The following is a 21,188-nucleotide window of genomic DNA, read 5'->3' as shown; positions in this document are numbered from 1 at the left end:
GTGAGGCCGGTGGGACCTGGCTTGGCGGCAACGGGGTGGGAAGCAGTCCCAGCCGTTATCCACGGTTGAATGAGCGGATTTCCGCTTACTAGAGGTGGCTCATAGGCGATAAACCGCTTATGGAAGAAAGTCTTCCCGCACCAACCCGTGTCGCTGCATCTTCTCGTTCAGCGTGCGTCTTGGCAGCTGCAGCGCTTCCATAACCGCCTTGATCTCGCCCCCATGCTGTCGCAACGCTGCACGCAGGCACTGCGCCTCGAACGCTTCCATCTGATCGCCCAGCGACTGCCCTGCAGGTGCCACCTCGATGTTCGGCGAGCCCAACCCCAGTGCATGCCGCTCTGCCGCATTGGCCAGTTCACGCACATTGCCTGGCCAGTCATGCGACAGCAGTTGCGCCAGTTGCGTACTGCTCAACGGCGGCGCCACACGCCCAAGCTTTTCGGCAGCCGCGCGGGCGAAATGCTCGAACAGCAGCGGGATGTCCTCACGACGTTCACGCAGCGGCGCGAGGCGCAGTTCCGCCACGTTCAGGCGATAGGCCAGGTCCTCGCGAAACCGCCCGGCGCGTGCTTCTTCGAGCAAATCGGGCTTGGTGGCAGCAATAATCCGCAGGTCGACGCTGATGCTCTGGTTGGCCCCCAGCCGCTCCAGCTTCTGCTCCTGGATTACCCGCAACAGCTTGGCCTGCTGGGCCAGCGGCATGCTCTCGATCTCGTCGAGGAATACGGTGCCGCCGTTGGCATACTCCAGCTTGCCGATGCGTTTGCCCTGGGCGCCGGTGAATGCACCGCTCTCGTGACCAAACAATTCTGCTTCGAACAGCGATTCGGGGATGGCTGCGCAGTTGAGCGCGACGAACGGTTTATCAGCACGCGGGCCGAAGTCGTGCAGGCAACGCGCCACGCGTTCCTTGCCGCTGCCGGTTTCGCCGCGGATCAGCACATTGACCGGCAGGCTGGCCAGGTCCAGCACCTGCCGACGTAGCTGCTGCAAGCCTTGCGACATGCCCAACAGGGTCGTTTCCAGGCGCGTCTTGAGGTCGGCTTGTTCATGCAGGCGGCGGTTTTCCAGGACCAGCTGACGTTTCTCCAGTGCGCGGCGCAGGCTGCCCAGCAGGTGCTGTGGGGTGAAGGGCTTTTCGAGGAAGTCGTAGGCGCCGTTGCGCATCGCTTCGACCGCCATCGGTACGTCGCCATGGCCGGTCAACAGGATCACCGGCAGGTCCGGGTCATCCACCTGCAAGCGTTCGAGCAGCTGCAGGCCACCCATGCCCGGCATGCGGACGTCGCTGATGATCACCCCGGCAAAGTGCGCGGGCAGTTGGGCCAGGCAGTCTTCGGCGCGGGCGAACAGCTGCACGCTGAAGCCCGACAGGCTCAGCCACTGCTCGACGGCCGTGCGGATGCTGGCTTCATCATCGACGACGATCACCGAATTCAACATACAGGCTCCAGGTCACGGGGCAGGGTCAGGCTCAGCCGGGCACCGCCCGGCAGGTTCTCGGCGTGCAGCTGGCCGCCGGCTTCGACGATGATGCCATAGGAAATCGCCAGGCCCAGCCCCAGGCCTTCGCCCACCGGTTTGGTGGTGAAGAACGGGTCGAAGACCTTGGCCAGGTCCGTTTCGGCAATGCCGCCACCGGAATCAAGTACGCTCAGGCGCCACTGTTCGTGGTCCGGTTCGATGCGGACTTCCAGGCGCTTGTAGCGTTTGTCGGCCATGGCGTCGAGGGCGTTGCGCAGCAGGTTGATCAATACCTGTTCGAGGCGGATCGCATCGCCCCGCACCCAGGCCGGGCGGGCCAGGTACAGGGCCACTTCGACTTCCTCGCTGCGTATGCGGGTGTCCAGCAGGTGCAGCGCCTGGTCGACCACCGTGGCCAGGTCGAGGCGTTCGCGCAGGCCGACCGGGCTGTTGCGGGCAAAGGTTTTCAGGTGGCTGGTCAGCGCAGCCATGCGCGTGAGCATCTGCTCCAGCGGCTCGAGTGCCTTGCGCGCATCGTCATAGCGGCCGTGGTCGAGCAGCAGGCGCAAGGTTTCCAGCTGCATGCGCTGGGTGGTCAGCGGCTGGTTGATTTCGTGGGCCATGGCTGCGGACATCTGCCCTAATGCGGCCAGCTTGGCCGACTGTACCAAGCCTTCCTGGGCGGTGCGCAGCTCGCGGGTGCGTTCCTCGACCTGGCGCTTGAGCTCTTCGCGGCTGCGCTGGCGCAGGCGGGCCAGGCGCAGGCGCTGGCTGACGAACAGCGCGGCGAACACCAGGCTCAGCCACACGGCGGCGGCGCCCAGTGCAGCATTGCGGCCAGCCGCTTCGACCTGTGGCTTGCGCAGCAGGTGCAAAGTCCAGCCTTCGCCTTCCAGCGGCAGGCTCTCCCAGAGGAATTCGGCGCTGCCGTCGGGGCTCTGCACGCGGCTCAGATGGCTGTTGCTGGCAAAGCGAGTCAGTACCTGATGAGCAAGCGGCACCAGCGGTTGCTTGTCGTACTGGCGGGTTTCGGCCAGCTCGGCGCGGTCGGCACCACTGAGCGGCTTGAGCTCGCGGTAGCGCCAGCCTTCCTGGTTGGCGATGAAGGTAATGCCGCGGGCGTCACTGACCAGCAGGATGTCACTGCCTTGGCGCCATTCGCGTTCGAGCTCAGGGAACTCCAGCTTGACCACCATCGCGCCGAGGAAGCGTCCCTGTTCATCGCTGACTGCACTGGCCAGGAAGTAGCCCGGCACGCCGCTGGTCACGCCAACCGCGTAGAAGCGGCCACTGCCTTGGTTGCGGGTCTGCTTGAAATAGGGGCGGAAGCCATAGTTGGAGCCAACGTAGGTGGTCGGCAGGCGCCAATTGCTGGCAGCCACGGCAAGCCCGGTGCGATCGAGCAGCTCCAGCGTCGAGGAGTTGGCGGCACCGTTGATGCGTTCGAGTTTGAGGTTGAGCGCGTGTTGCGTTTGTTCACTGACCGGGCCGCGCAGGGCCTCGATCAGCTCCGGGTCCAGCGCAAGCACGGCGGGCAGGGCGCGGTAGCGATCAATCAGGGTGTGCAGGCCGTTGGCATACAGCCCAAGTTGCTGGCTGGCGCGACGGGCGTCGTCTTCCATTGCCTGACGTTTGGCCTTGTGCATGGCCCAGCCGGCGCTGAGCACGGTGCCGAGCACGATTGACAGGGTGATCAGCCCCAGCCGCAGGGCGCGAAAGGAAAAGGGCATGGGGCGGATCCAGATTCAGGGATATCAGGTCCGGCCTCTTCGCGGGGCAAGCCCGCTCCTACAGGTTTTGTGCAAGCCGCTTGCATGCACGTTACCTGTAGGAGCGGGCTTGCCCCGTGAAGAGGCCGGCACAGGCGAGCAACCCGTTACAGCAGTTCGAAGCTCTTTTGTTGCACTGCTTCGGAATCCAGCCCGACCTGGACGTTGAACTCGCCAGGCTCGGCCACCCGCTGCAGTTGGCCATTGTAGAACTTCAGGTCGTCCTCGCTGATGCGGAAGGTCAAGGTTCGCGATTCGCCGGCCTTGAGCATCAGTTTCTGGAAGTTCTTAAGCTCCTTGACCGGGCGGCTCATCGATGCCGAAACGTCCTGCAGGTACAGCTGCACTACGGTTTCGCCCTCAAGCTTGCCGGTGTTCTTCACCGTCACCTTGGCCTCCAGGGTGTCGCCACGCTTGAGGTCCTTGTTCGACAGGGTCAGGCCCGACAGCTCGAAGCTGCTGTAGCTCAGGCCATAGCCGAACGGGTACAGCGGGCCATTGGGCTCTTCGAAGTATTGCGAGGTGTAGTTGCCGGGCTTGCCTGGGGTGAACGGCCGGCCGATACGCGTGTGGTTGTAGTACATCGGGATCTGCCCGACCGAACGCGGGAAGGTAATGGCCAGCTTGCCCGACGGGTTGTAGTCGCCGAACAGCACGTCGGCGATGGCGTTGCCGCCTTCGGTGCCGGAGAACCAGGTTTCGAGGATGGCGTCGGCCTGTTCACGCTCCCAGCCGATCGACAGTGGGCGGCCGTTCATCAGCACCAGTACCAGCGGCTTGCCGGTGGCCTTCAGGGCCTTGATCAGCTCGCGCTGGCTGGCCGGAATTTCCAGGGTGGTGCGACTCGATGACTCGTGGGACATGCCACGCGACTCACCCACCACGGCCACCACCACATCGGACTGCTGTGCAGCCTTGACCGCTTCATCAATCAACACAGCCGCTGGGCGTGGGTCATCGACGATTTCCGGGGCGTCGAAGTTGAGGAAGTTGAGGTAATCGAGGATCGCCTTGTCGCCGGTGACGTTGGAGCCTTTGGCGTACACCAGCTTGGCCTTGCCCTCGACAGCGCGGCGCAGGCCTTCGCGCACGGTGACCGAGTGCATCGGCTTGCCGTCGGCGGCCCAGCTGCCCATCATGTCGATCGGGGCATCGGCCAGCGGGCCGACCAGGGCGATGGTGCCGGCCTTTTTCAGCGGCAGGGTCTGGTTGCGGTTTTCCAGCAGCACCAGGCTGCGGCGCGCCACGTCGCGGGCGGCGTCGCGGTGCAGGCGGTTGTCGGCGTAGTAGTCTTTGAGGTCGGTTTCGGCCTTGCCGATACGCACGTACGGATCCTTGAACAGGCCCATGTCGTACTTGGCGCCGAGTACCTCGCGCACGGCCTGGTTCAACTCGTGCTCGGTCACTTCGCCGGACTTCAGCAGCCCGGGCAGCTCTTGGCCATACAGGGTGTCGTTCATGCTCATGTCGATGCCGGCCTTGATTGCCAGCTTGGCGGCTTCACGGCCGTCGCGGGCGACACCGTGGCGGATCAGCTCCTGGATGGCACCGTGGTCGCTGATGGTCACGCCCTTGAAGCCCCACTCTTTGCGCAACAGGTCGTTCATCAGCCAGGTGTTGGAGGTGGCCGGCACGCCGTTAATCGAGTTGAGCGCCACCATCACCCCGCCGGCACCGGCGTCGAGCGCGGCACGGTAGGGCGGCAGGTAGTCGTTGTACATCTTCGGCAGGCTCATATCGACCGTGTTGTAGTCGCGCCCGCCTTCTACTGCGCCATACAGCGCGAAGTGCTTGACGATGGCCATGATGCTGTCGGGGTTGGCCGGGCTGCTGCCCTGGAATGAGCGGACCATCACCTGGCCGATCTTCGAGGTCAGGTAGGTGTCTTCGCCGAAGCCTTCACTGGTGCGGCCCCAGCGTGGGTCGCGGGCGACGTCGACCATTGGCGCGAAGGTCATGTCCAAGGCGTCGGCCGAGGCTTCGATGGCCGAGGTGCGGCCGACCTTGGCGATAGCGTCCATGTCCCAGCTGGCAGCCAGGCCCAGGCCGATCGGGAAGATGGTGCGCTCGCCGTGGATGGTGTCGTAGGCGAAGAACATCGGGATCTTCAGGCGGCTGCGCATGGCGGCATCCTGCATTGGCCGGTTTTCGGGGGCGGTGCGCGAGTTGAAGGTGCCGCCAATGCGGCCGGCGGCGATTTCTTCGCGGATCTTGTCGCGGGGCATTTCCGGGCCGATGCTGATCAGGCGCAGCTGGCCGATCTTTTCGGCTTCGGTCATCTGGCTGATCAGATGGTCGATGAAGGCCGCCTTGTCCTGCAGGGGCGGGGCGGTAGGGGCGGCAAGGGCCGCCTGGCTGGCCAGGCCCATGGCCAGGCCCAGCAAAGACAGTTTCATCATCAATTCCGTTGTCGGGGCCCTTGCCGTATCCACGGTGATACGCGCGCGGCCGAAGTTTTCAGGCGGCTATTGTTGTACGATTCGCCGGTAATTCATCCAGCGGCCGATTATGCCTGAATATGTCAGCCGCGGATGAAGACCCGAATGCCGGGACAACAACTATAAAGAGACCGAAGGCATGACGCTCCTCAACGAATACGAACGCCGCCAGGTGGCCGAAGCCATCGCCCGGGTGGAGCGGCGCACCGACGCGCAACTGGTGACCGTGCTGGCGCGCCGCGCCGATGATTACGCTTACCTGCCACTGATCTGGGCTGCCGTACTGGCGCTGGCCCTGCCTGGCCTGCTGCACTGGCTGCTGGGCTGGCCCGGGATTCGTGGGCTGCTGGTGGCCAACGTGCTGCTGTTCATCGGTCTGTGCCTGTTGCTGCGCAGCCCGCGCGTGACCGCCTGGCTAATCCCGCCCGCATTGCGCCGCTGGCGCGCCGCGAGCCTGGCACGGCAGCAATTTCGTGAGCAGAACCTAAAGGGCACGGAGGGTGCCACGGGGGTGCTGATCTTTGTCGCTGAGGCCGAGCGGCATGTGGAAATCCTGGTCGATCAGGGCGTCGATCAGCACCTCGATGCCGAGGCCCGCGCCGTGATGGTTGCGCGCTTCACCGAGCAGGTGCGTCAAGGGCGAACCTTGCAAGGGTTTGTCGACTGCATCGAGGCGTGCGGCGAGCTGTTGTGCAAACACGTGCCACGCACCCACGCGCGCAACGAATTGCCCAACCGTCTGGTGATTCTCGACTGAAGCGGCGGCTGCAGGGTGTAGAATGCGCGGTATTGCGCAACGCGCCCCTGTTATCCGAGGCACCCGCTTTCCATGTCCGCCAGTACTTCTGCTTCCCCCGCGCCGGATGCGCGCGCCCAGTTCCTCGACCTGCTCAGCGCTGCCTTGCACGGCAACACCCTGGTCAAGCTGGTGCTGGCGCGCCATGTCGGTGCCGACCAGACCTTGCAGCGCATCATCGCCAAACCGCTGCTGGTGAAGGGTGAGGCCCAGCTGTCGCTGGTCTACCGCCACCAGACCCGCGACATCACCCGCAACGTGCCGCTGGACCAGGCTCAGGCGTTGGTCGCCGAGCTGCTGCCGGAGAGCTTCCGCAATGCCCACCTGTTCGACGCCGAGGGCGAAGTGCAGTTGACCTTCAGCAAGAAGGGCAAGCCGATGCTCCAGCGCCACGGCGCGCAGGCGCCACGCGAGGCCGTTACCAATACCGGCCATGACCGCGAGAAGAAGCGCTACCTGGAACTGTCGCGGCCATTCCTGCGTGATCTGGGCGTGACCGATGCTCAGGGTGCATTGATTCCATCGATGTCGCGCAAGTGGAAGCAGATCAACAAGTTCATCGAAGTCTTCGACCACGCCCTGGCCAAAGCCCCGGTGCCGGCCGAGCAGCCGCTGCGTGTCGCCGACTTCGGCTCGGGCAAGGGCTACCTGACCTTCGCCATGCATGACTACCTGCGCAACACATTGGCGCGCCAGGCGCAGGTGACCGGGGTGGAATTGCGCCAGGACATGGTCGACCTGTGCAACGCCGCCGCCCAGCGCCTGGAACACTCGGGCCTGGAATTCCAGTGTGGCGACGTGCGCAGTGTGGTGCCTGAGGCCATCGAGGTGATGATTGCCCTGCATGCCTGCGACATCGCCACCGACTACGCCATCCACACCGGCATCCGCTGCAACGCCGCGATCATCATGTGCTCGCCGTGCTGCCACAAGCAGATCCGGCCGCAACTGCACAGCCCGGGGCTGCTGCAGCCGATGCTGCAATATGGGTTGCACCTGGGGCAGCAGGCCGAGATGCTCACCGACAGCTTGCGCGCGCTGTATCTGGAAGCCTGTGGCTACGAGACCAAGGTGTTCGAGTTCATCTCGCTGGAGCACACCAACAAGAACAAGATGATTCTTGCGGTGAAACGCCGACAGGCGGGGGATAACGCGGCATTGCTGGAGAAAATCGGGGAGCTCAAGGCGTTTTATGGGGTGCAGGAGCATTGCCTGGAGACGTTGTTGCGGGCGGATAAGCTGATCTGATTAGGCAAGATGAAGTGCGTTGAAGCTCTGCTCCTGCATTTATGTAGGAATATTCCCAAGAGATATCAGTGGCCGTTTTGATCCTCAAGAAATCTGTAGTGTGGTGTGATCATTCGTCAAGTCACTAGGTTGTCAATTGACAACTCAATGGTCGTGAGCCCACACTGGAGAAAGCTGATGTCGCGCCCCAGTCATGCCAGGAAAGAGGTCGAGCAGGCTTTGAGGCACGCTGAATCACAGGGATGGAGAGTGCTTGTGGGCGGCGGGCATTGCTGGGGAAAGTTGTATTGCCCCCGCAATGATGCTGATTGCCGCTGCGGGGAGTTTTGCATTACCAGCGTCTGGAGCACCCCGAAGAATCCTGGCAACTTCGCCCGTCAGCTGAGACGCGTCGTGGACAACTGCACCAGCAGCGTGACCAAAGCTGGTGATGAGAGGTAGCAGTGGAATACGAATTCACCCTTAAATACCAACTGATCGAAGACGAAAACGTCGATGCGATGCTTGAACGTCTGGTCGAAGCAGGCTGTGATGATGCATTGGTTGGTGTTGGGCAGCCAGGTCGCCTGGCATTGGCATTTGTGCGTGAAGCGCCCTCTGCCATGGAGGCCATTGACAGTGCGCTGAGCGATGTACGCAATGCAGTGCCCAGTGCCCGTCTGATCGAAGCAACCCCCGACTTGGTAGGGCTCACCGACGTAGCTGAAATCATCGGTGTTTCACGGCAAAACATGCGAAAGTTGATGCTTTCGCATATGTACAGTTTCCCGGCGCCCATTCATGAGGGCAGTACATCGCTTTGGCATCTTGCCGAAGTTCTGATCTGGCTGCAGGCGCGGGGAAGCTACGCCATCGCTCAAGACATAGTGGATCTGGCTCGGGTAGCAATGTCAGTCAATGTATCCCGAGCGCATGAGCGCGTTTTTGGTTGAGCTTCAAAGCCGACTCGATGTTTAGCGACGCGCTGGCGGCACCTCGATCGCCAACTCTTCCCTCCCTAACGGATGCGTGCTGGCGTCAAAGAAGTACAACGGCGTCCCGGCCATATCCCCAAACCGCTCGACAAAGTGCTGCTTCTGGTTGAGCACCGATGCCTCGCTCAACGGTCGTATGGCGATCGACAGGTGCGCCGGCCGCGCCTGGCGAATGGCTTCGGCCAGGTGTTGGTCAGTGGTGTCCAGATGCTGCCCGAACAGGCATACGCCCTGGCTTTCCTGTGCCAGCTGCCCCAACCCCCAGGCCAGGTAGTCCGAGTTGCGGATGGCGCGCAGCTTCTCGTCGCTGCGTTCTTCGTTGACGAACAGTGGCACTTCACCGGGTATGTTCACGGCAAAGCCGTCCAGCAGTTCGGCGCTCTCGGCACTGCGCTGGCGGGTGCTGCCGTCGGGCAGCTTGAGCAGGTGCAGGCCGCCGTGCAGGTGCAGCACGCGGGTGCCTTCGCTGCGGGTGCGGCGTATATCGAAGAAACCCTGCTCGTCGAACAGCGTGGTGAAGCCTTGCGGGTCTTGTTGAAGGGCCCAGGGCAAAATCAGGTCATAGTTGCTGGTGTAGACGCTGCGGTACTCGCGCAAGGCCTGGTTGACCGACGCCAGGGTGGCGGCGGGTATCAGCGCCCAGGGCAGATGCAGGGTGCGGATGGCGTGGATCAGGCCTTCCTTGATCGAGTAGTAGCGGTTCAGCGGCGCGGTGGAGTTGATGGCCAGGGCGGCGTTGGCGCGCACGGTGTGGTTGAGGGTGCTCAGTACCGGCTCGAACAGCTCGGTGCCCAGCGACTTGAACAAGGCCTGGTCGCTGATCGCCAGGCCTTTCTTGCGCCCGGCGCGCTGGGCTTCCTCGTACAGCGAGAAATAGCCGAACGGTTTCCACAGCGCGCGACTGGCGCCATTGCCCAGCAGCAGGGCTGTGCAGGGGTGGCGCTGGTTGAGGTCTGGCCAAGAGGCGAGGCGGGCGTCGAGAGCTGGCATGTGCGGTCCGTTCGGTGGTGCGGGAAACGGCGGGGACTTTAGCATGTCATGCAAGGTGCACAAGCCCGCAGGATGAAAGAGGACTCCGGCTCCGCTGTAGTCCGATTCCTTATTTGGCCACTGGCTCCCTGCGACTCCTGTTGCGCCACACCCGATAAGCCCGTATCCCTGCCCGCACCGAGCCGAACAGCAACTTGTCTTCCATCTCCCGCGCCATCCCCGAGCGCACCAGCATGCGCAGGAAGGTGCCGCGGGCGCGGGCGATAGCGAAGTGAATGCCCTGTGCGGCGAGGGTGTCGCGTACTTCGCGCAGGGCGGCGATGCCGCTGACGTCGATGCTGCTCACCGCTTCTGCATCGAACAGCACCACCTGGGGCTGGGCCTGGCTCTGCACGGCTTCGAGCAGGCGCATCTTGAAGTAGTCGGCGTTGAAGAACAGGATCGCGTCGTCGAAGCGGTACACCACCAGGCCCGGCACGGTGCGGGCGTCCTTGTACTTGCGGATGTCGACCTGGCCTTCGGTGCCCGGCAGCCAGCCGAGCACGGCGTCGGTGGGTTGGTAGATGGTGTAGAGCAGGCGCAGGATCGCCAGGGTCACGGCAAACACGATGCCCGGCAACACGCCCAGGCCGAGCACGCCGACCGTGGTCAGCAGACACAGCCAGAACTCGAAGCGGCTCAGGCGTTTTATGGCGCCCAGTGACTTGATGTCGATCAGCCCCCAACCGGCCATCAGCAGCACCGCACCCAGCACCGCCTGCGGGATCCACGCCATCGGGGCGGTGAAGAACAGCAGGATCAGGGCGATCACCAGTGCCGCAATGATGCCGACCAGCTGGCTCTTGCCACCCACCATGTCATTGACCGCCGTGCGCGAGTCAGCGCCGCTGATGGCAAAGCCTTGGGAGATACCGGCGGCCAGGTTACTCACGCCGAGGGCGACGAACTCATGGTTGGCGTTGATCGCATAGCCGTGCCGCGCGGCAAAGCTGCGCGCGGTGAGCATGGCGCTGCAGAAACTCACGGTGGCGATACCCAGGGCGTCGCGCAGCAGGCTTTTGGTTTCGCCCAGGTTGCTGTGCGGCCAGGCGAGCTTGGGAATGCCGGACGGCACCGGCCCGAGAATGGCGACGCCAAAACGGTCCAGGCCGAGCAGACCGGCCAGCACGGTGAACACTGCGACGGTCACCAAGGCCGCCGGCAGGCGCGGGTAACGGCGCGGCAGCCAGATCAGCAGCGCCAGCCCGGCCAGGCCGATGGTCAGGGACATCCAGTGGATTTCGTTGAGGCGCTGGAAGAAATTCACCACGCTGAGAATGAACCCGTCACCCTCGATCTTGAACCCCACCACCTTGGACAGTTGCCCGGCAATCAGGCTCAGGCCGATGCCGTTCAGGTACCCGATCAGGATCGGCCGCGAGAAGAAGCTGGCGATGAATCCGGCGCGTGCCAGGCCGGCGACAATCAGCATTACCCCGACCAGCACGGTGACGATCACCGAGAGCTCTGCGATGCGATGCGGGTCGCCCATGGCCAGTGGTGCCACGGCACCGGCAATCATTGCGCACGTTGCTGCGTCCGGGCCAACCATCAACTGGCGCGAGCTGCCGATCAGGGCATACACCATCATCGGCAATACACAGGCGTACAGGCCGTACTGCGGCGGCAGGCCGACGATCTGCGCATAGGCGATGGCGATGGGAATCTGGATCGCCGCCACCGAAAGCCCTGCCTGCAAGTCGGCCTGGAACCATTCGCGGCGGTAGTGCAACAGGTTGGCAAGGCCGGGGAGCCAGCGGGAGAGAAACATGCGTCGTCCTTTCGAAATGTTTCACGGATCCATGAAGCATATGCGCCCCGAGCCGGTTCGCTTGCAAGCGGATTGAAGCGCAAAGCATCGAGTGCGGCCATGGGCCATATCAATGAAAGGAGCAGAAACGAAAAAAGGAGCCCTGGGCTCCTTTTGACAGCGATGACGTTGCTGGAACGCCATGCGGAGGAATGCGTTGTGTGGAGCGGGTAGAGGGAATCGAACCCTCAACTAAAGCTTGGGAAGCTTTCGTTTTGCCACTAAACTATACCCGCGTCTGCGCTGGACTTTTTACCAGAACCCTCCTCGAAATAGAAGCCCAAGTTATAAAAAAGCTTGTCGGCGACCCATAACCTGCGGGTGAGGGCTACGGGACGCCGATGCGCTCACATGGCAACTGCATGCTGGCCCTGCTGGGCGAATTGATACGGTTGCGGGCGTGGCTGGCGCACGGTCGGCTTCAGGAAGCCGAGCATGACGCTGCGCGTATCTTCACTGGCGGCCTTGTGTTCCATATCGAGGAAGTGGCCAGCGTCGCGAATCACGCTGAACTGGCTGTTACCGACGTGCTTGCTGAAGTGGCGGGCGTCTTCGACGGTGGTGTATTCATCGCGGTCGCCGTTGATGAACAGTACCGGTATGTCGATATTGCGCGCGCCGTTCAGTGCCCGCTCCAGGTCGTGCTGCAGCACCTGGTTGATGTGGAAGTGCATCTGCTCGTATTCGTGACGGTCCAGGCTGCTCACGTGGCGATAGTTGAAACGCTTGAACAGTGATGGCAGGTGTTTGCCGATGGTGTCGTTGACCAGATTGCCCACCTGGTAACGGTCACACGCGGCAAGGTACCGGCAGCCCCGGTCGAGGTAATCACGCATCGGCTCGTTGATGATCGGCGAAAATGAACTGACCACCGCCTTCTTCACCAGCCTTGGCTGGTGCGCCAGCGCCAGCAGGGTGCAGGCACCACCCCAGGAAAAGGACATGACGTGGTCGCACTGGAACCGCTCGATCAGTTCGAGAAGGATATGTGCCTCGTCTTCCTTGCTGATCAGCCGTTGCTGGCCATTGTGCGGCTTGGACTTGCCGGCATACGGCTGGTCGTAAAGCACGACGTTGAATTGCGGGTGCAGGTTGCGCACCGTCTGAGCGAACGAGGCCGTGGTGGCCAGCGACCCATTGATCAGGATGATCGTCTTCTCGGCCGCATCCGCGCGATAGAACTCCGTGTAAACCCGATACTGACCTTGGATATCAAGTACAGCGATTTCTGGCCTCATGTCATCGACTCCTGGCGCAAAAAGGGTAATCGCGTCACCTAGGGTGCACGTTCTTTATGACAGGTAGGCATTCGCCTGAATAAATCGGGGGGCCCTGTGTCGATCCTTGGCACATGTGTCGACGATATTGTTGTGGCGGGCAATCTGCCGTGCCCCAAGGCATCTGGGCTTTGGGTGGCCAGCAAAAAGTGTCTGAGCTGCGGGCGTGACCGACTGGTCACGTGCGGACTGACAAGTTGAGAGTCAAGCAGCGGGCCGGGGATCACGCAAGTGCCGTTTGCGCAAATTTGTGACTCGGGCTGCTCAGCGGTCGTATGCCTGTATTACGGCATTCAGACCGAGGCGATCTCCTGCGCCGTCAGGGCCCTGAATTGGCCGGGCTGCAGGCCCGGATCGAGGTGGATCGCACCCATGCTTTCGCGATGCAGGCCGACTACCTTGTTGTCGAAATGGCCGAACATGCGCTTGACCTGGTGATAGCGCCCTTCGACGATTGCCAGCCGTGCCTGACGCGGGCCGAGGATGTCGAGCTGAGCGGGGAGGGTGGTCAGGTCTTCGAAGGCAAAATAGAAACCTTCTTGGAACTTGGCCACATAGTGCACGCCGATCTCGTCCTCGGTTTCCACCAGGTAGTGCTTGGGCAGCTTGGTGGCCGGCTGGGTCAGGCGCCGCGACCATTGGCCATCGTTGGTCAGGATCATCAGGCCGGTTGTGTTGAAGTCCAGGCGTCCGGCGATGTGCAGGTCGTCGCGCAGTTCGTCGGGCAGCAGGTCGAGCACAGTGCGGTGCTGTGGGTCTTGCGTCGCGCTGACGCGGCCGGTGGGTTTGTGCAGCATCAGGTAGCGTGCGGGGCGGCCGGCCTGCAGCAGCTGCTCGTCGACTTCGACGCGGCTGAATTCGCGGACCTCGGCTTTGGGGTCGCTGACCACTTCGCCGTCTAGGCGCACACGGCGCTGCACCAGCAGCAAGCGCACTTGCTGACGGTTGTAGCAGGGCAGGTTGGCGAGGAAGCGATCTAGGCGCATGGCGGCAAGGCAGTCGAAGGAGGCGCGCAGTCTAGCGGTTTTTACCGATGATCGCGGTTGTATCCCCCGCAAGCTGGTCTTCCACGGCCGCGCAGCGCGGGCACAGGCAGGCCTTGTCGCGCAGTTCGGCAGGCAGGGCGTTGAGCACGGCGGGGTCGATGCTCACGCCGTAGCACCAGCAGGCCTGGGTGGCGCTGCGTGGGTCGGCCAGGCTGCACTGGTTAAGGGCACCACAGGCGGGGCAGTGCTGGCTGTCATTCATGTCCGGTTCCGGGTGTTTCACTGCAGACACGGTTGCGGCCGGCCTGCTTGGCACGATAGAGGGCACGATCGGCGCGAGTCAGCAGGGCGTGCAGGGTGTCGCCAGGCTGCATGGCGCTCAGGCCGATACTGGTGGTCAGGCGCAACGGTTCATCTTCGTAGCTGAAGGTCAGTTGCTCGGTACGACGGCGAATCTTCTGCGCCACCTCGATGGCCTGCCGGCCTTCGGCTTCGCGTAGCAGCACGATGAATTCCTCACCGCCCCAGCGGCAGAGTATATCCGACTGTCGCAGGCTGCCCTGCAGCACGTTGGCAAACTGTCGCAGCACTTCGTCGCCTGCCAGATGGCCATGGGTATCGTTGAGCACCTTGAAATGGTCGAGGTCGATCAGCAAGGCGACCAGGGGCGCGCAATCGCGCTGGGCCTCCTGCAGGGCTTGGGCGGCCAGCAGGTCGAAGCTGCGCCGGTTGGGCAGCCCGGTCAGGCTGTCGAGGGTCGCCAGCGCCTCGGTACTGGCCCGATGGCGCCTGAGCATGCCATTGAGCAGTGACAGCACCACCAGGGTGATCATCGCGCAGATCGCCAGGTTCAGGTACAGCGAGTGGCGAATGTGGTCCAGGGCGCCGGTCTCACGTTTGTCGACGAACAGGTACCAGCCCAGTTCCGGCAGTTGCCGCACGTTGAGGAAGTGGCTGTGGCCTTTGCTGTCCTTGTACTCGTGGCTGCCCTCGGTCGGTGTCGGGCGCTGCGCCAGTACATCACTCAGGTCGGCATTGTCGGTCAACGGTTGCCCGACCTTGAGGCCATGGGGGGCGCCATCGGAACCTGTCAGAATGACCTTGCCTTTGGCGTCGGTGAAGAACACCGAGCGCTGGTAACGGCGCTGGTATTTGTCGATCAGCTTGATCACCGCGTCCACACTCAGGCCAACCCCGGCGGCTCCGATGAAGCGCTGCTCATAGTCCAGCACCCGGTAGTTGATGAACACGGTCAGGCTGTCCTGATTAGCCATGTCCAGATCAACGTTGATCTCGTACGGCGCTTTCATGTCGCGCAGGCGGAAGTACCAGGCATCGCGCCAGGTGTTCGGCACCACGTGCTTGAGCACGCCCTTGGCCTGATAGTAGGTGAGGCTGCGGTCGGAAACGAAGAACGAGGTGAAGGTAGCCTGCTTGCCCATCACCTCGCCGAGAAAGCGGGTGATGCGCTGAGTATCCTGTTCGCCCGCCAGCACCCAGTCGCGCAGGAAGGTGTCCTGGGCCATCATCGAGGCGATCAGCACCGGGCGGATCAGGTCTTTCTGGATTTCCGAATAGACGGTATCGGAGGTCAGCGGCAACTCGGTATTGACGATGCCGTCGCGGATCGCGCTGCGCGAGGCGAAATAGCTGATCAGCGAAGTGGCGAGGAAGCCACAGGCCAGCAACAGCAGCAGGGTGAGGATCAGCGAGCGCTGTGAAAACAGGGCGGAGCGTGAAGGCATGATCTTCCCGTCAGGTGTGCCGAGGCGCTCATTCTAGTGAGATGACAGGCAAATGACTGCATGTTTTTCAGGGTTATTTCGACCTGTATCAATTTGTTGCTGAAATGGCACTGCACCTCGGCGCAGTTGTCTGATTCATTGTCGATGAACGCTTTTCCGTCGACGCTCGCCAGCGCCGCTGTTCGGGCACCTCAGCGGTCCAGGAGGCCGCCATGTCCTATCGAATTCTGTTGATCGCCCTGCTGGGTCTGATGACGTCCGCCTGCGCGCCCTACTATGAGGGTGGCGGCTATTCCCGTTCTGAATACTATTCGACAGATCGCTACGTAACGCCGGGGTATTACCGCTATGACCGCTACTATGTGACGCCGCAGCCGCGCTACTACTACCAGCCGGCGCCCCGTTACTACCGGCCGGCACCTGCGCCCTATTACCGGCCAGGTCCACAGCCGGGGATGAACCAGTGGCATGGCAACCCGCGCTACGACTATGGCAACCGTCAGCGCAATGACTATGGCCGCGATCGTGACCGCAATGACTATCGCGATGGCAGCCAGCGTTACCAGCATGATCGCTGGCATTCAGGCAACCGCGGGGACAACGATCGCCAGTCCGATCGTGGGCGGGGAGGGGACCACAACTGGCAGCGCTGACCCGCTCATGACCCTAGGTCGGCCAATGGATGCCGCCCCTCCCACACCTTGGCGAAATGCGCCTCGACCACCGCTGCTGGCACTTGCGCCACATCCGGCCAGTGCCAGTGCGGTTGGTTGTCCTTGTCCAGCAGGCGGGCACGCACGCCTTCACTGAACTCCGGGTGTCGGCAGCAATTGAGGCTCATGCTGTATTCCATCTGGAACACCTGGGCCAGTGACAGGTGCCGGGCACGGTGGATCTGCTCCCAGACCAGATGCGCCGTCAGCGGGCAGCCTTCATGCAGCCGTTGGCCGGCCTCGGCCAGTAGCGGATCGGCGTGATGCTTGAGCCCTTCCAGCGCCCGCCAGGCTGCCGCCGGGTCGGCTACATCCAGCAGCTCATCGATCACCTGGCGCCGCGGCAGCCATTGTGCGGCCGGCAATTCGGCCCAGGCGCGATGCTGTTCGGCCTTGAGCAGGCTGTTCAGTTGCAGGTCGGTCTGCTCCTGCCAGTTCAGTTGCAGCAGTTCTTCGAGCAATGCCTCTTGCTGTTCTTCGCCGAAGAAACGATCGGCCAGGTCCAGGTCGAGGGCATCACGCGCATTGATCGGTGCTCCGGTCAGCCCGAGGAACAAGCCGAGCTTGCCGGGCAGGCGGGCGAGGAACCAACTGGCACCAACGTCCGGGTAAAGGCCGATGCTGATTTCCGGCATGGCCAGGCGACTGCTTGGGGTGACGATGCGCACCCCGGCGCCCTGCAGCAGCCCCATGCCGCCGCCCAGCACATGCCCGTGGCCCCAGCACAGCAGTGGCTTGGGGTAGGTGTGCAAGAGGTAGTCGAGGCGGTACTCGGCGGCAAAAAAGGTGGCGGCCAGCGGTGGCACGCTGCCGGGGTGGGCCAGGCAGGCCTGGGCCAGCGCTCGCACATCGCCGCCGGCGCAGAAGGCCTTGGCACCGTTGCCACGCAGCAGCACGCAGACCACCCCTGGGTCGCTGGCCCAGCTGTGCAGCTGTTCGCCGAGCACTTCGATCATCGGCAGGTTGAGGGCATTGAGCGCCTTGGGAGCATCGAGCGTGGCGATGCCGATTCGGGCGCCATCGGCGCCGGTGAGTACCTCGCAATGAATGGCCATGGACTACCTCGCGCAAGTCATCCCCCAAGTATGGCCCCCATGGCCGATCATGCCGGTCGTCGGTCGGATCGATTGACAAGGGCAGGTGGCTTACCTAGTGTCGCGCCATTGTTTACGGATGGCCCCATGACTGAAGACGATCGCATCAAACTCGAACCCGGCTGGAAGGCTGCATTGCGCGCCGAGTTCGACCAGCCCTATATGCACCAGTTGCGTGAGTTCCTGCGCCAGGAGCACGCGGCCGGCAAGGAAATCTACCCGCCGGGGCCGCTGATCTTCAATGCGCTCAATTCCACGCCGCTGCAGCAGGTGAAGGTGGTGATCCTCGGCCAGGACCCGTATCACGGCCCGGGTCAGGCCCATGGCCTGTGCTTCTCGGTGCAACCGGGCGTGCCGGCGCCGCCGTCGCTGGTCAATATCTATAAAGAGCTGCAGCGCGACTTGAACATCCCGATCGCCAGCCACGGCTACCTGCAGAGCTGGGCCGAGCAGGGCGTGCTGCTGCTCAACACGACCATGACCGTCGAGCGTGCCAATGCCGCTTCGCATGCCAAGAAAGGTTGGGAGTTCTTTACCGACCGGATCATCCAGGTGGTCAGCGAGCAGTGCCCGAATGTGGTGTTCCTGCTGTGGGGGGCGCATGCGCAGAGCAAGCAGAAGCTGATCGACGGCACCAAGCACCTGGTGCTCAAATCGGTGCACCCGTCGCCGCTGTCGGCGTATCGCGGGTTCCTTGGTTGCGGGCACTTCAGCCGTACCAACAGCTTCCTCGAGCAGCGTGGCATGGCACCGATAAATTGGGCATTGCCGCCACTCTGAAGCTGCCCAAGGGGCTGCAGGGCAGCCCCTAGTCCTGAGCCTTGACCCAATAGCGGAACAATGGCTCCGCCAGAAACAGTACCAGGATCAGCCGCACCACCTGCAGGGCGGTCACCAGCGGCACCGACAGTTGCAAGGTTTCGGCCGTCAGGCTCATCTCGGCTATCCCGCCAGGCATCATCCCCAGCGTCAGCGAGCGCAGGTCCAGTTCGGTCATCACGCTCAACCCCCACGCCGCGCTGCCGGCAATTGCCATGCACAGCCCCGTGGCCACCAACGTGCGCCCCAGGAAAGACGGCGCACGGCGGAAAAACGCACGGTTGAAGTGGCAGGCCAGGCCACTGCCGATCAGCCACTGGCCGATCTGGCTGGCCCCGTTGGGCAAGGCAATCTGCAGGTTGCCCGCCAGGCTCACCGACGCGGCCACCAACAAGGGCCCGAACAGCCAAGGGTTAGGCTGGCGCAAGCGCTGCCAGACAAACCCCACCGCCACGCCCAGCGGCACGATCAGCGCCATCCAGCCCCAACTGACGCTGCCGGCGTGATTCAGTGGCACGCCGTCACCGAGCAGAAACTTGAACAGGGCCGGCACACACAGCACCACGGCCAGCACGCGCAGGCTCTGCGCCGCCGCCACCTGGCTGAGTACCGCGCCGTTGCGTGCTCCAAGGTTGACCATCTCCCCCGAGCCACCGGGCATGCTGGCGAAGAACGCCGTGGCGCGGTCTTCACCGGTGCGCCGCAGCAACCACACGCTGATCACGCTGGAAAGGGTAGTGAACAGCGCGCCAAAGAAGATCAGTGCGAAGTGGCTGGCGACCTGCTCGATCACCGCCGGGGTGAAGTGCAGGCCGATACCGATGCCGATGATGCACTGGCCGCACTTGCGGCCATTGGGGATTTCCGACAGCTGCCAGGGCGTCAGGCAGCGCACCAGAATGATCGCCAGCAACGAGCCGACCATCCATGGCAAAGGCCAGCCGACCTTGCTGGCGGCAAAACCGCCAGCAAGGCCGACCAGCCCGGTTGCGACAAACAGCGGCAGTGACCGGTCAGGCATCAGCCATGGCCCGGCGCTGGCGGCTGCGCTGGCGCCAGATGCGCAGCAGCGGCAGGGTCAGCATGCAGATCGTCAGCACCCATACCGACATGCTGATCGGGCTCGACCAGAGGATGCCCAGCTCGCCGTTGGAAATCGACAGCGCCCGGCGCAGGTTCTGCTCCATCAGGCCGCCGAGAATGAACCCGAGCAGAATCGGCGACAGCGGGAAGTCCAGCTTGCGCAGGATGTAGCCCATGATGCCGATGCCGACCATCAGGAACAGGTCGAAGGTGGTGGCATGCACCGCATAAACGCCGATCCCGGTGATGATCGCGATGACCGGCACCAGCGCCCAGTTAGGCACGGCGAGGATGCGGGTGAAGATGCGGATCATCGGGATGTTCAGGATCACCAGCATGATGTTGGCGATGAACAGCGAGGCGATCAGGCCCCAGACAATGTCCGGCTGCTGTTCGAACAACAGTGGGCCCGGGGTGATGTTGTACAGCGTCAGTGCGCCGATCATCACCGCCGTGGTGCCCGAACCGGGTACGCCGAGAGTCAGCATCGGCACCAGGGCGCCACAGCACGACGCGCCAATGGCCGTTTCCGGCGCCGCCAGGCCGCGGGCGTCACCTTTGCCGAAGTTGCCCTTTTCACCGGCGATGCGCTTCTCGGTCATGTAGGCCACGGCGCTGGCCAAGGTCGCGCCGGCACCCGGCAGCACGCCCATGATGAAGCCGAGCAGGCCGCAGCGGATGTTGACCACGAACACCGAGGCCGCTTCCTTGAAGTTGAACAGCATGCGGCCGGTGGCTTTCACCGCCTGGTGGCCATGGTGGGTCTTCTCCAGCAGCAGGAGGATCTCGCTGATCGAGAACAGGCCCAATACCAGCACCACGAACTGGATGCCGTCGGCCAGGTGCACGCTGTCACCGGTGAAGCGGTATACGCCGCTGTTGGCATCGATGCCGACCGCCGACAAGAACAAGCCGATCAGGGCGGCGATGAAGGTCTTCAGTGGTTTGTCGCCGGCCATGCCGCCGAGGGCGACGATGGCGAACACCATCAGCACGAAATACTCCGCCGGGCCGAAGGCAATCGCCCATTTCGCCAGCAGCGGGGCGAACAGCACCATGCCGCAGGTGGCGATGAAGGCGCCGATGAACGAGCTCCACGCCGACAGCGAGAGGGCCACGCCGGCCAAGCCCTGGCGTGCCATCGGGTAGCCGTCGAGGGTGGTCATCACGGTCGAGGCTTCACCCGGGATGTTCAGCAGGATCGAGCTGATGCGGCCGCCGTATTCGCAGCCCAGGTACACCGCAGCCAGCAGGATCAGTGCCGACTCCGGTGGCAGGCCGAGGGCGAAGGCGATCGGGATCAGCAGCGCCACGCCGTTGATCGGGCCCAGGCCCGGCAGCAGGCCGACCACGGTGCCAATCAGCGTGCCCGACAGGGCAGTGACCAGGTTATAGGGGGACAGGGCGACGCCGAAGCCCTGGCCCAGGTAGCTCATGGTATCCATGTGTCAGTTCTCCAGTACGCTCAGCAGGCCAAGGGGCAGGGGCACGTCCATGACGCGGTCGAACAGCCAGTAGAGCAGCACGCTCATGCCCACCACCACGAGGGTGCTGTGCAGCCAGCGGCCGCCGTACAGGCGGGCCATGGGGATGCCGACCAGGATGGCGCTGAGGATGAAGCCCAGGGGTTCGAACGTGCCGGCGAAGATGATCAGCAGGCCGACGCAGCCGGCAATCTTGATCAGGGTTTCGCGGTCGAGCTCCGGCTCATCGTCCTTGCGCACGATAGGCGTGGGCCGGATCGCCAGGTACAGCAGGCCCAGGCTCATCAGGCCCAGCATCAGCAACGGGTAGGCGCGTGGCCCCACCGGCTCATAGGAAAACGCGGCCTGATAGGGCCAGGCCATCACGGCCAGGGCGGCGCACACCGCCAGCAGGGCCAAGGCGAAGATGCGTTGCAGGATCATCAGAGAGTCCTCGTTGGACGCGGACCCAGTGGG

Annotated in this window: 19 protein-coding genes and 1 tRNA gene; 6 read left to right on the top strand and 14 right to left on the bottom strand. The window is 63.3% G+C overall.

Annotated features, from left to right (window positions below; all coding sequences use genetic code 11):
- Nucleotides 1-117: 117 nt before the first annotated feature.
- The 3 genes from APH28_RS08230 to bglX form a co-directional block, all read right to left on the bottom strand.
- Nucleotides 118-1,446 (bottom strand): sigma-54 dependent transcriptional regulator, encoded by a 1,329-nt coding sequence (locus APH28_RS08230; RefSeq protein ID WP_060508457.1) that lies wholly within the window; start codon nt 1,444-1,446, stop codon nt 118-120.
- Entirely contained in the window at nt 1,440-3,197 is a 1,758-nt protein-coding gene (locus tag APH28_RS08225) for an ATP-binding protein (RefSeq protein ID WP_060508456.1), read from the bottom strand. The genes APH28_RS08230 and APH28_RS08225 overlap by 7 nt, the downstream gene beginning before the upstream one ends.
- Nucleotides 3,198-3,343: 146 nt before the next feature.
- Nucleotides 3,344-5,635: a beta-glucosidase BglX gene (bglX, locus tag APH28_RS08220; protein ID WP_060508455.1), complete on the bottom strand. Its 2,292-nt coding sequence runs from the start codon at nt 5,633-5,635 to the stop codon at nt 3,344-3,346.
- Nucleotides 5,636-5,813: 178 nt separating this feature from the next.
- Between bglX and APH28_RS08215 the strand changes: the two genes are divergently transcribed.
- The 4 genes from APH28_RS08215 (at nt 5,814) to APH28_RS08205 (ending at nt 8,650) form a co-directional block, all read left to right on the top strand.
- Complete coding sequence (locus APH28_RS08215) at nt 5,814-6,431, top strand: TPM domain-containing protein (protein ID WP_060508454.1); 618 nt, start codon at nt 5,814-5,816, stop codon at nt 6,429-6,431.
- A gap of 72 nt (nt 6,432-6,503) precedes the next feature.
- On the top strand, nt 6,504-7,718 hold the full coding sequence (locus tag APH28_RS08210; RefSeq protein WP_060508453.1) for an SAM-dependent methyltransferase: 1,215 nt from the start codon (nt 6,504-6,506) through the stop codon (nt 7,716-7,718).
- A gap of 177 nt (nt 7,719-7,895) precedes the next feature.
- A complete protein-coding gene (locus APH28_RS29110) occupies nt 7,896-8,159 on the top strand; it encodes a hypothetical protein (RefSeq protein WP_082432276.1) in 264 nt (87 codons plus the stop codon).
- 2 nt (nt 8,160-8,161) lie between these two features.
- The gene (locus APH28_RS08205; protein ID WP_060508452.1) at nt 8,162-8,650 is read left to right on the top strand and encodes an AlpA family transcriptional regulator; all 489 of its coding nucleotides are present in this window, start codon (nt 8,162-8,164) and stop codon (nt 8,648-8,650) included.
- Between the two features lie 21 nt (nt 8,651-8,671).
- Here APH28_RS08205 and APH28_RS08200 read toward each other — a convergent pair whose 3' ends face one another.
- From APH28_RS08200 to APH28_RS08170, 7 genes are all read right to left on the bottom strand, one after another.
- Nucleotides 8,672-9,682, bottom strand: a complete 1,011-nt coding sequence (locus tag APH28_RS08200) for a DUF4917 family protein (protein ID WP_060508451.1) — start codon at nt 9,680-9,682, stop codon at nt 8,672-8,674.
- A gap of 109 nt (nt 9,683-9,791) precedes the next feature.
- On the bottom strand, nt 9,792-11,492 hold the full coding sequence (locus APH28_RS08195; protein WP_060508450.1) for a SulP family inorganic anion transporter: 1,701 nt from the start codon (nt 11,490-11,492) through the stop codon (nt 9,792-9,794).
- Between the two features lie 201 nt (nt 11,493-11,693).
- Nucleotides 11,694-11,767, bottom strand: a tRNA-Gly gene (locus APH28_RS08190).
- A gap of 111 nt (nt 11,768-11,878) precedes the next feature.
- Nucleotides 11,879-12,769, bottom strand: coding sequence for an alpha/beta fold hydrolase (locus APH28_RS08185; RefSeq protein ID WP_060508449.1), 891 nt, complete (start codon nt 12,767-12,769; stop codon nt 11,879-11,881).
- Between the two features lie 332 nt (nt 12,770-13,101).
- Complete coding sequence (locus tag APH28_RS08180; protein WP_060508448.1) at nt 13,102-13,794, bottom strand: pseudouridine synthase; 693 nt, start codon at nt 13,792-13,794, stop codon at nt 13,102-13,104.
- Between the two features lie 31 nt (nt 13,795-13,825).
- On the bottom strand, nt 13,826-14,056 hold the full coding sequence (locus APH28_RS08175) for a cysteine-rich CWC family protein (protein ID WP_060508447.1): 231 nt from the start codon (nt 14,054-14,056) through the stop codon (nt 13,826-13,828).
- Nucleotides 14,049-15,539 (bottom strand): sensor domain-containing diguanylate cyclase, encoded by a 1,491-nt coding sequence (locus tag APH28_RS08170; protein ID WP_060508446.1) that lies wholly within the window; start codon nt 15,537-15,539, stop codon nt 14,049-14,051. Before APH28_RS08170 ends, APH28_RS08175 begins: the two co-directional genes overlap by 8 nt.
- Nucleotides 15,540-15,751: 212 nt before the next feature.
- Between APH28_RS08170 and APH28_RS08165 the strand changes: the two genes are divergently transcribed.
- Nucleotides 15,752-16,192, top strand: coding sequence for a hypothetical protein (locus tag APH28_RS08165; RefSeq protein ID WP_060508445.1), 441 nt, complete (start codon nt 15,752-15,754; stop codon nt 16,190-16,192).
- A gap of 5 nt (nt 16,193-16,197) precedes the next feature.
- Here the strand turns inward: APH28_RS08165 and APH28_RS08160 are convergent, their stop codons facing one another.
- A complete protein-coding gene (locus APH28_RS08160) occupies nt 16,198-17,307 on the bottom strand; it encodes an enoyl-CoA hydratase/isomerase family protein (protein ID WP_060508444.1) in 1,110 nt (369 codons plus the stop codon).
- A gap of 126 nt (nt 17,308-17,433) precedes the next feature.
- Between APH28_RS08160 and ung the strand changes: the two genes are divergently transcribed.
- Nucleotides 17,434-18,126: a uracil-DNA glycosylase gene (ung, locus tag APH28_RS08155; RefSeq protein ID WP_060508443.1), complete on the top strand. Its 693-nt coding sequence runs from the start codon at nt 17,434-17,436 to the stop codon at nt 18,124-18,126.
- Between the two features lie 28 nt (nt 18,127-18,154).
- On the opposite strand, the gene APH28_RS08150 is transcribed toward ung, so the two are convergent.
- The 3 genes from APH28_RS08150 to APH28_RS08140 are packed head-to-tail and all read right to left on the bottom strand — an operon-like array spanning nt 18,155 to nt 21,155.
- On the bottom strand, nt 18,155-19,186 hold the full coding sequence (locus tag APH28_RS08150; protein ID WP_060508442.1) for an AbrB family transcriptional regulator: 1,032 nt from the start codon (nt 19,184-19,186) through the stop codon (nt 18,155-18,157).
- Nucleotides 19,179-20,693 carry a tripartite tricarboxylate transporter permease gene (locus APH28_RS08145; RefSeq protein WP_060508441.1) on the bottom strand — a complete coding sequence of 505 codons (1,515 nt, stop codon included), beginning with the start codon at nt 20,691-20,693 and terminating at the stop codon, nt 19,179-19,181. The genes APH28_RS08150 and APH28_RS08145 overlap by 8 nt, the downstream gene beginning before the upstream one ends.
- Nucleotides 20,694-20,696: 3 nt before the next feature.
- The gene (locus APH28_RS08140) at nt 20,697-21,155 is read right to left on the bottom strand and encodes a tripartite tricarboxylate transporter TctB family protein (RefSeq protein WP_060508440.1); all 459 of its coding nucleotides are present in this window, start codon (nt 21,153-21,155) and stop codon (nt 20,697-20,699) included.
- Between the last annotated feature and the right edge of the window lie 33 nt (nt 21,156-21,188).

Origin of the sequence: Pseudomonas sp. NBRC 111124 (genome assembly GCF_001320245.1) — a bacterium.
GTDB lineage: Bacteria > Pseudomonadota > Gammaproteobacteria > Pseudomonadales > Pseudomonadaceae > Aquipseudomonas.
Note: the sequence above shows the minus strand (reverse complement) of the source record. Positions and strands in the feature narration are given on the sequence as shown.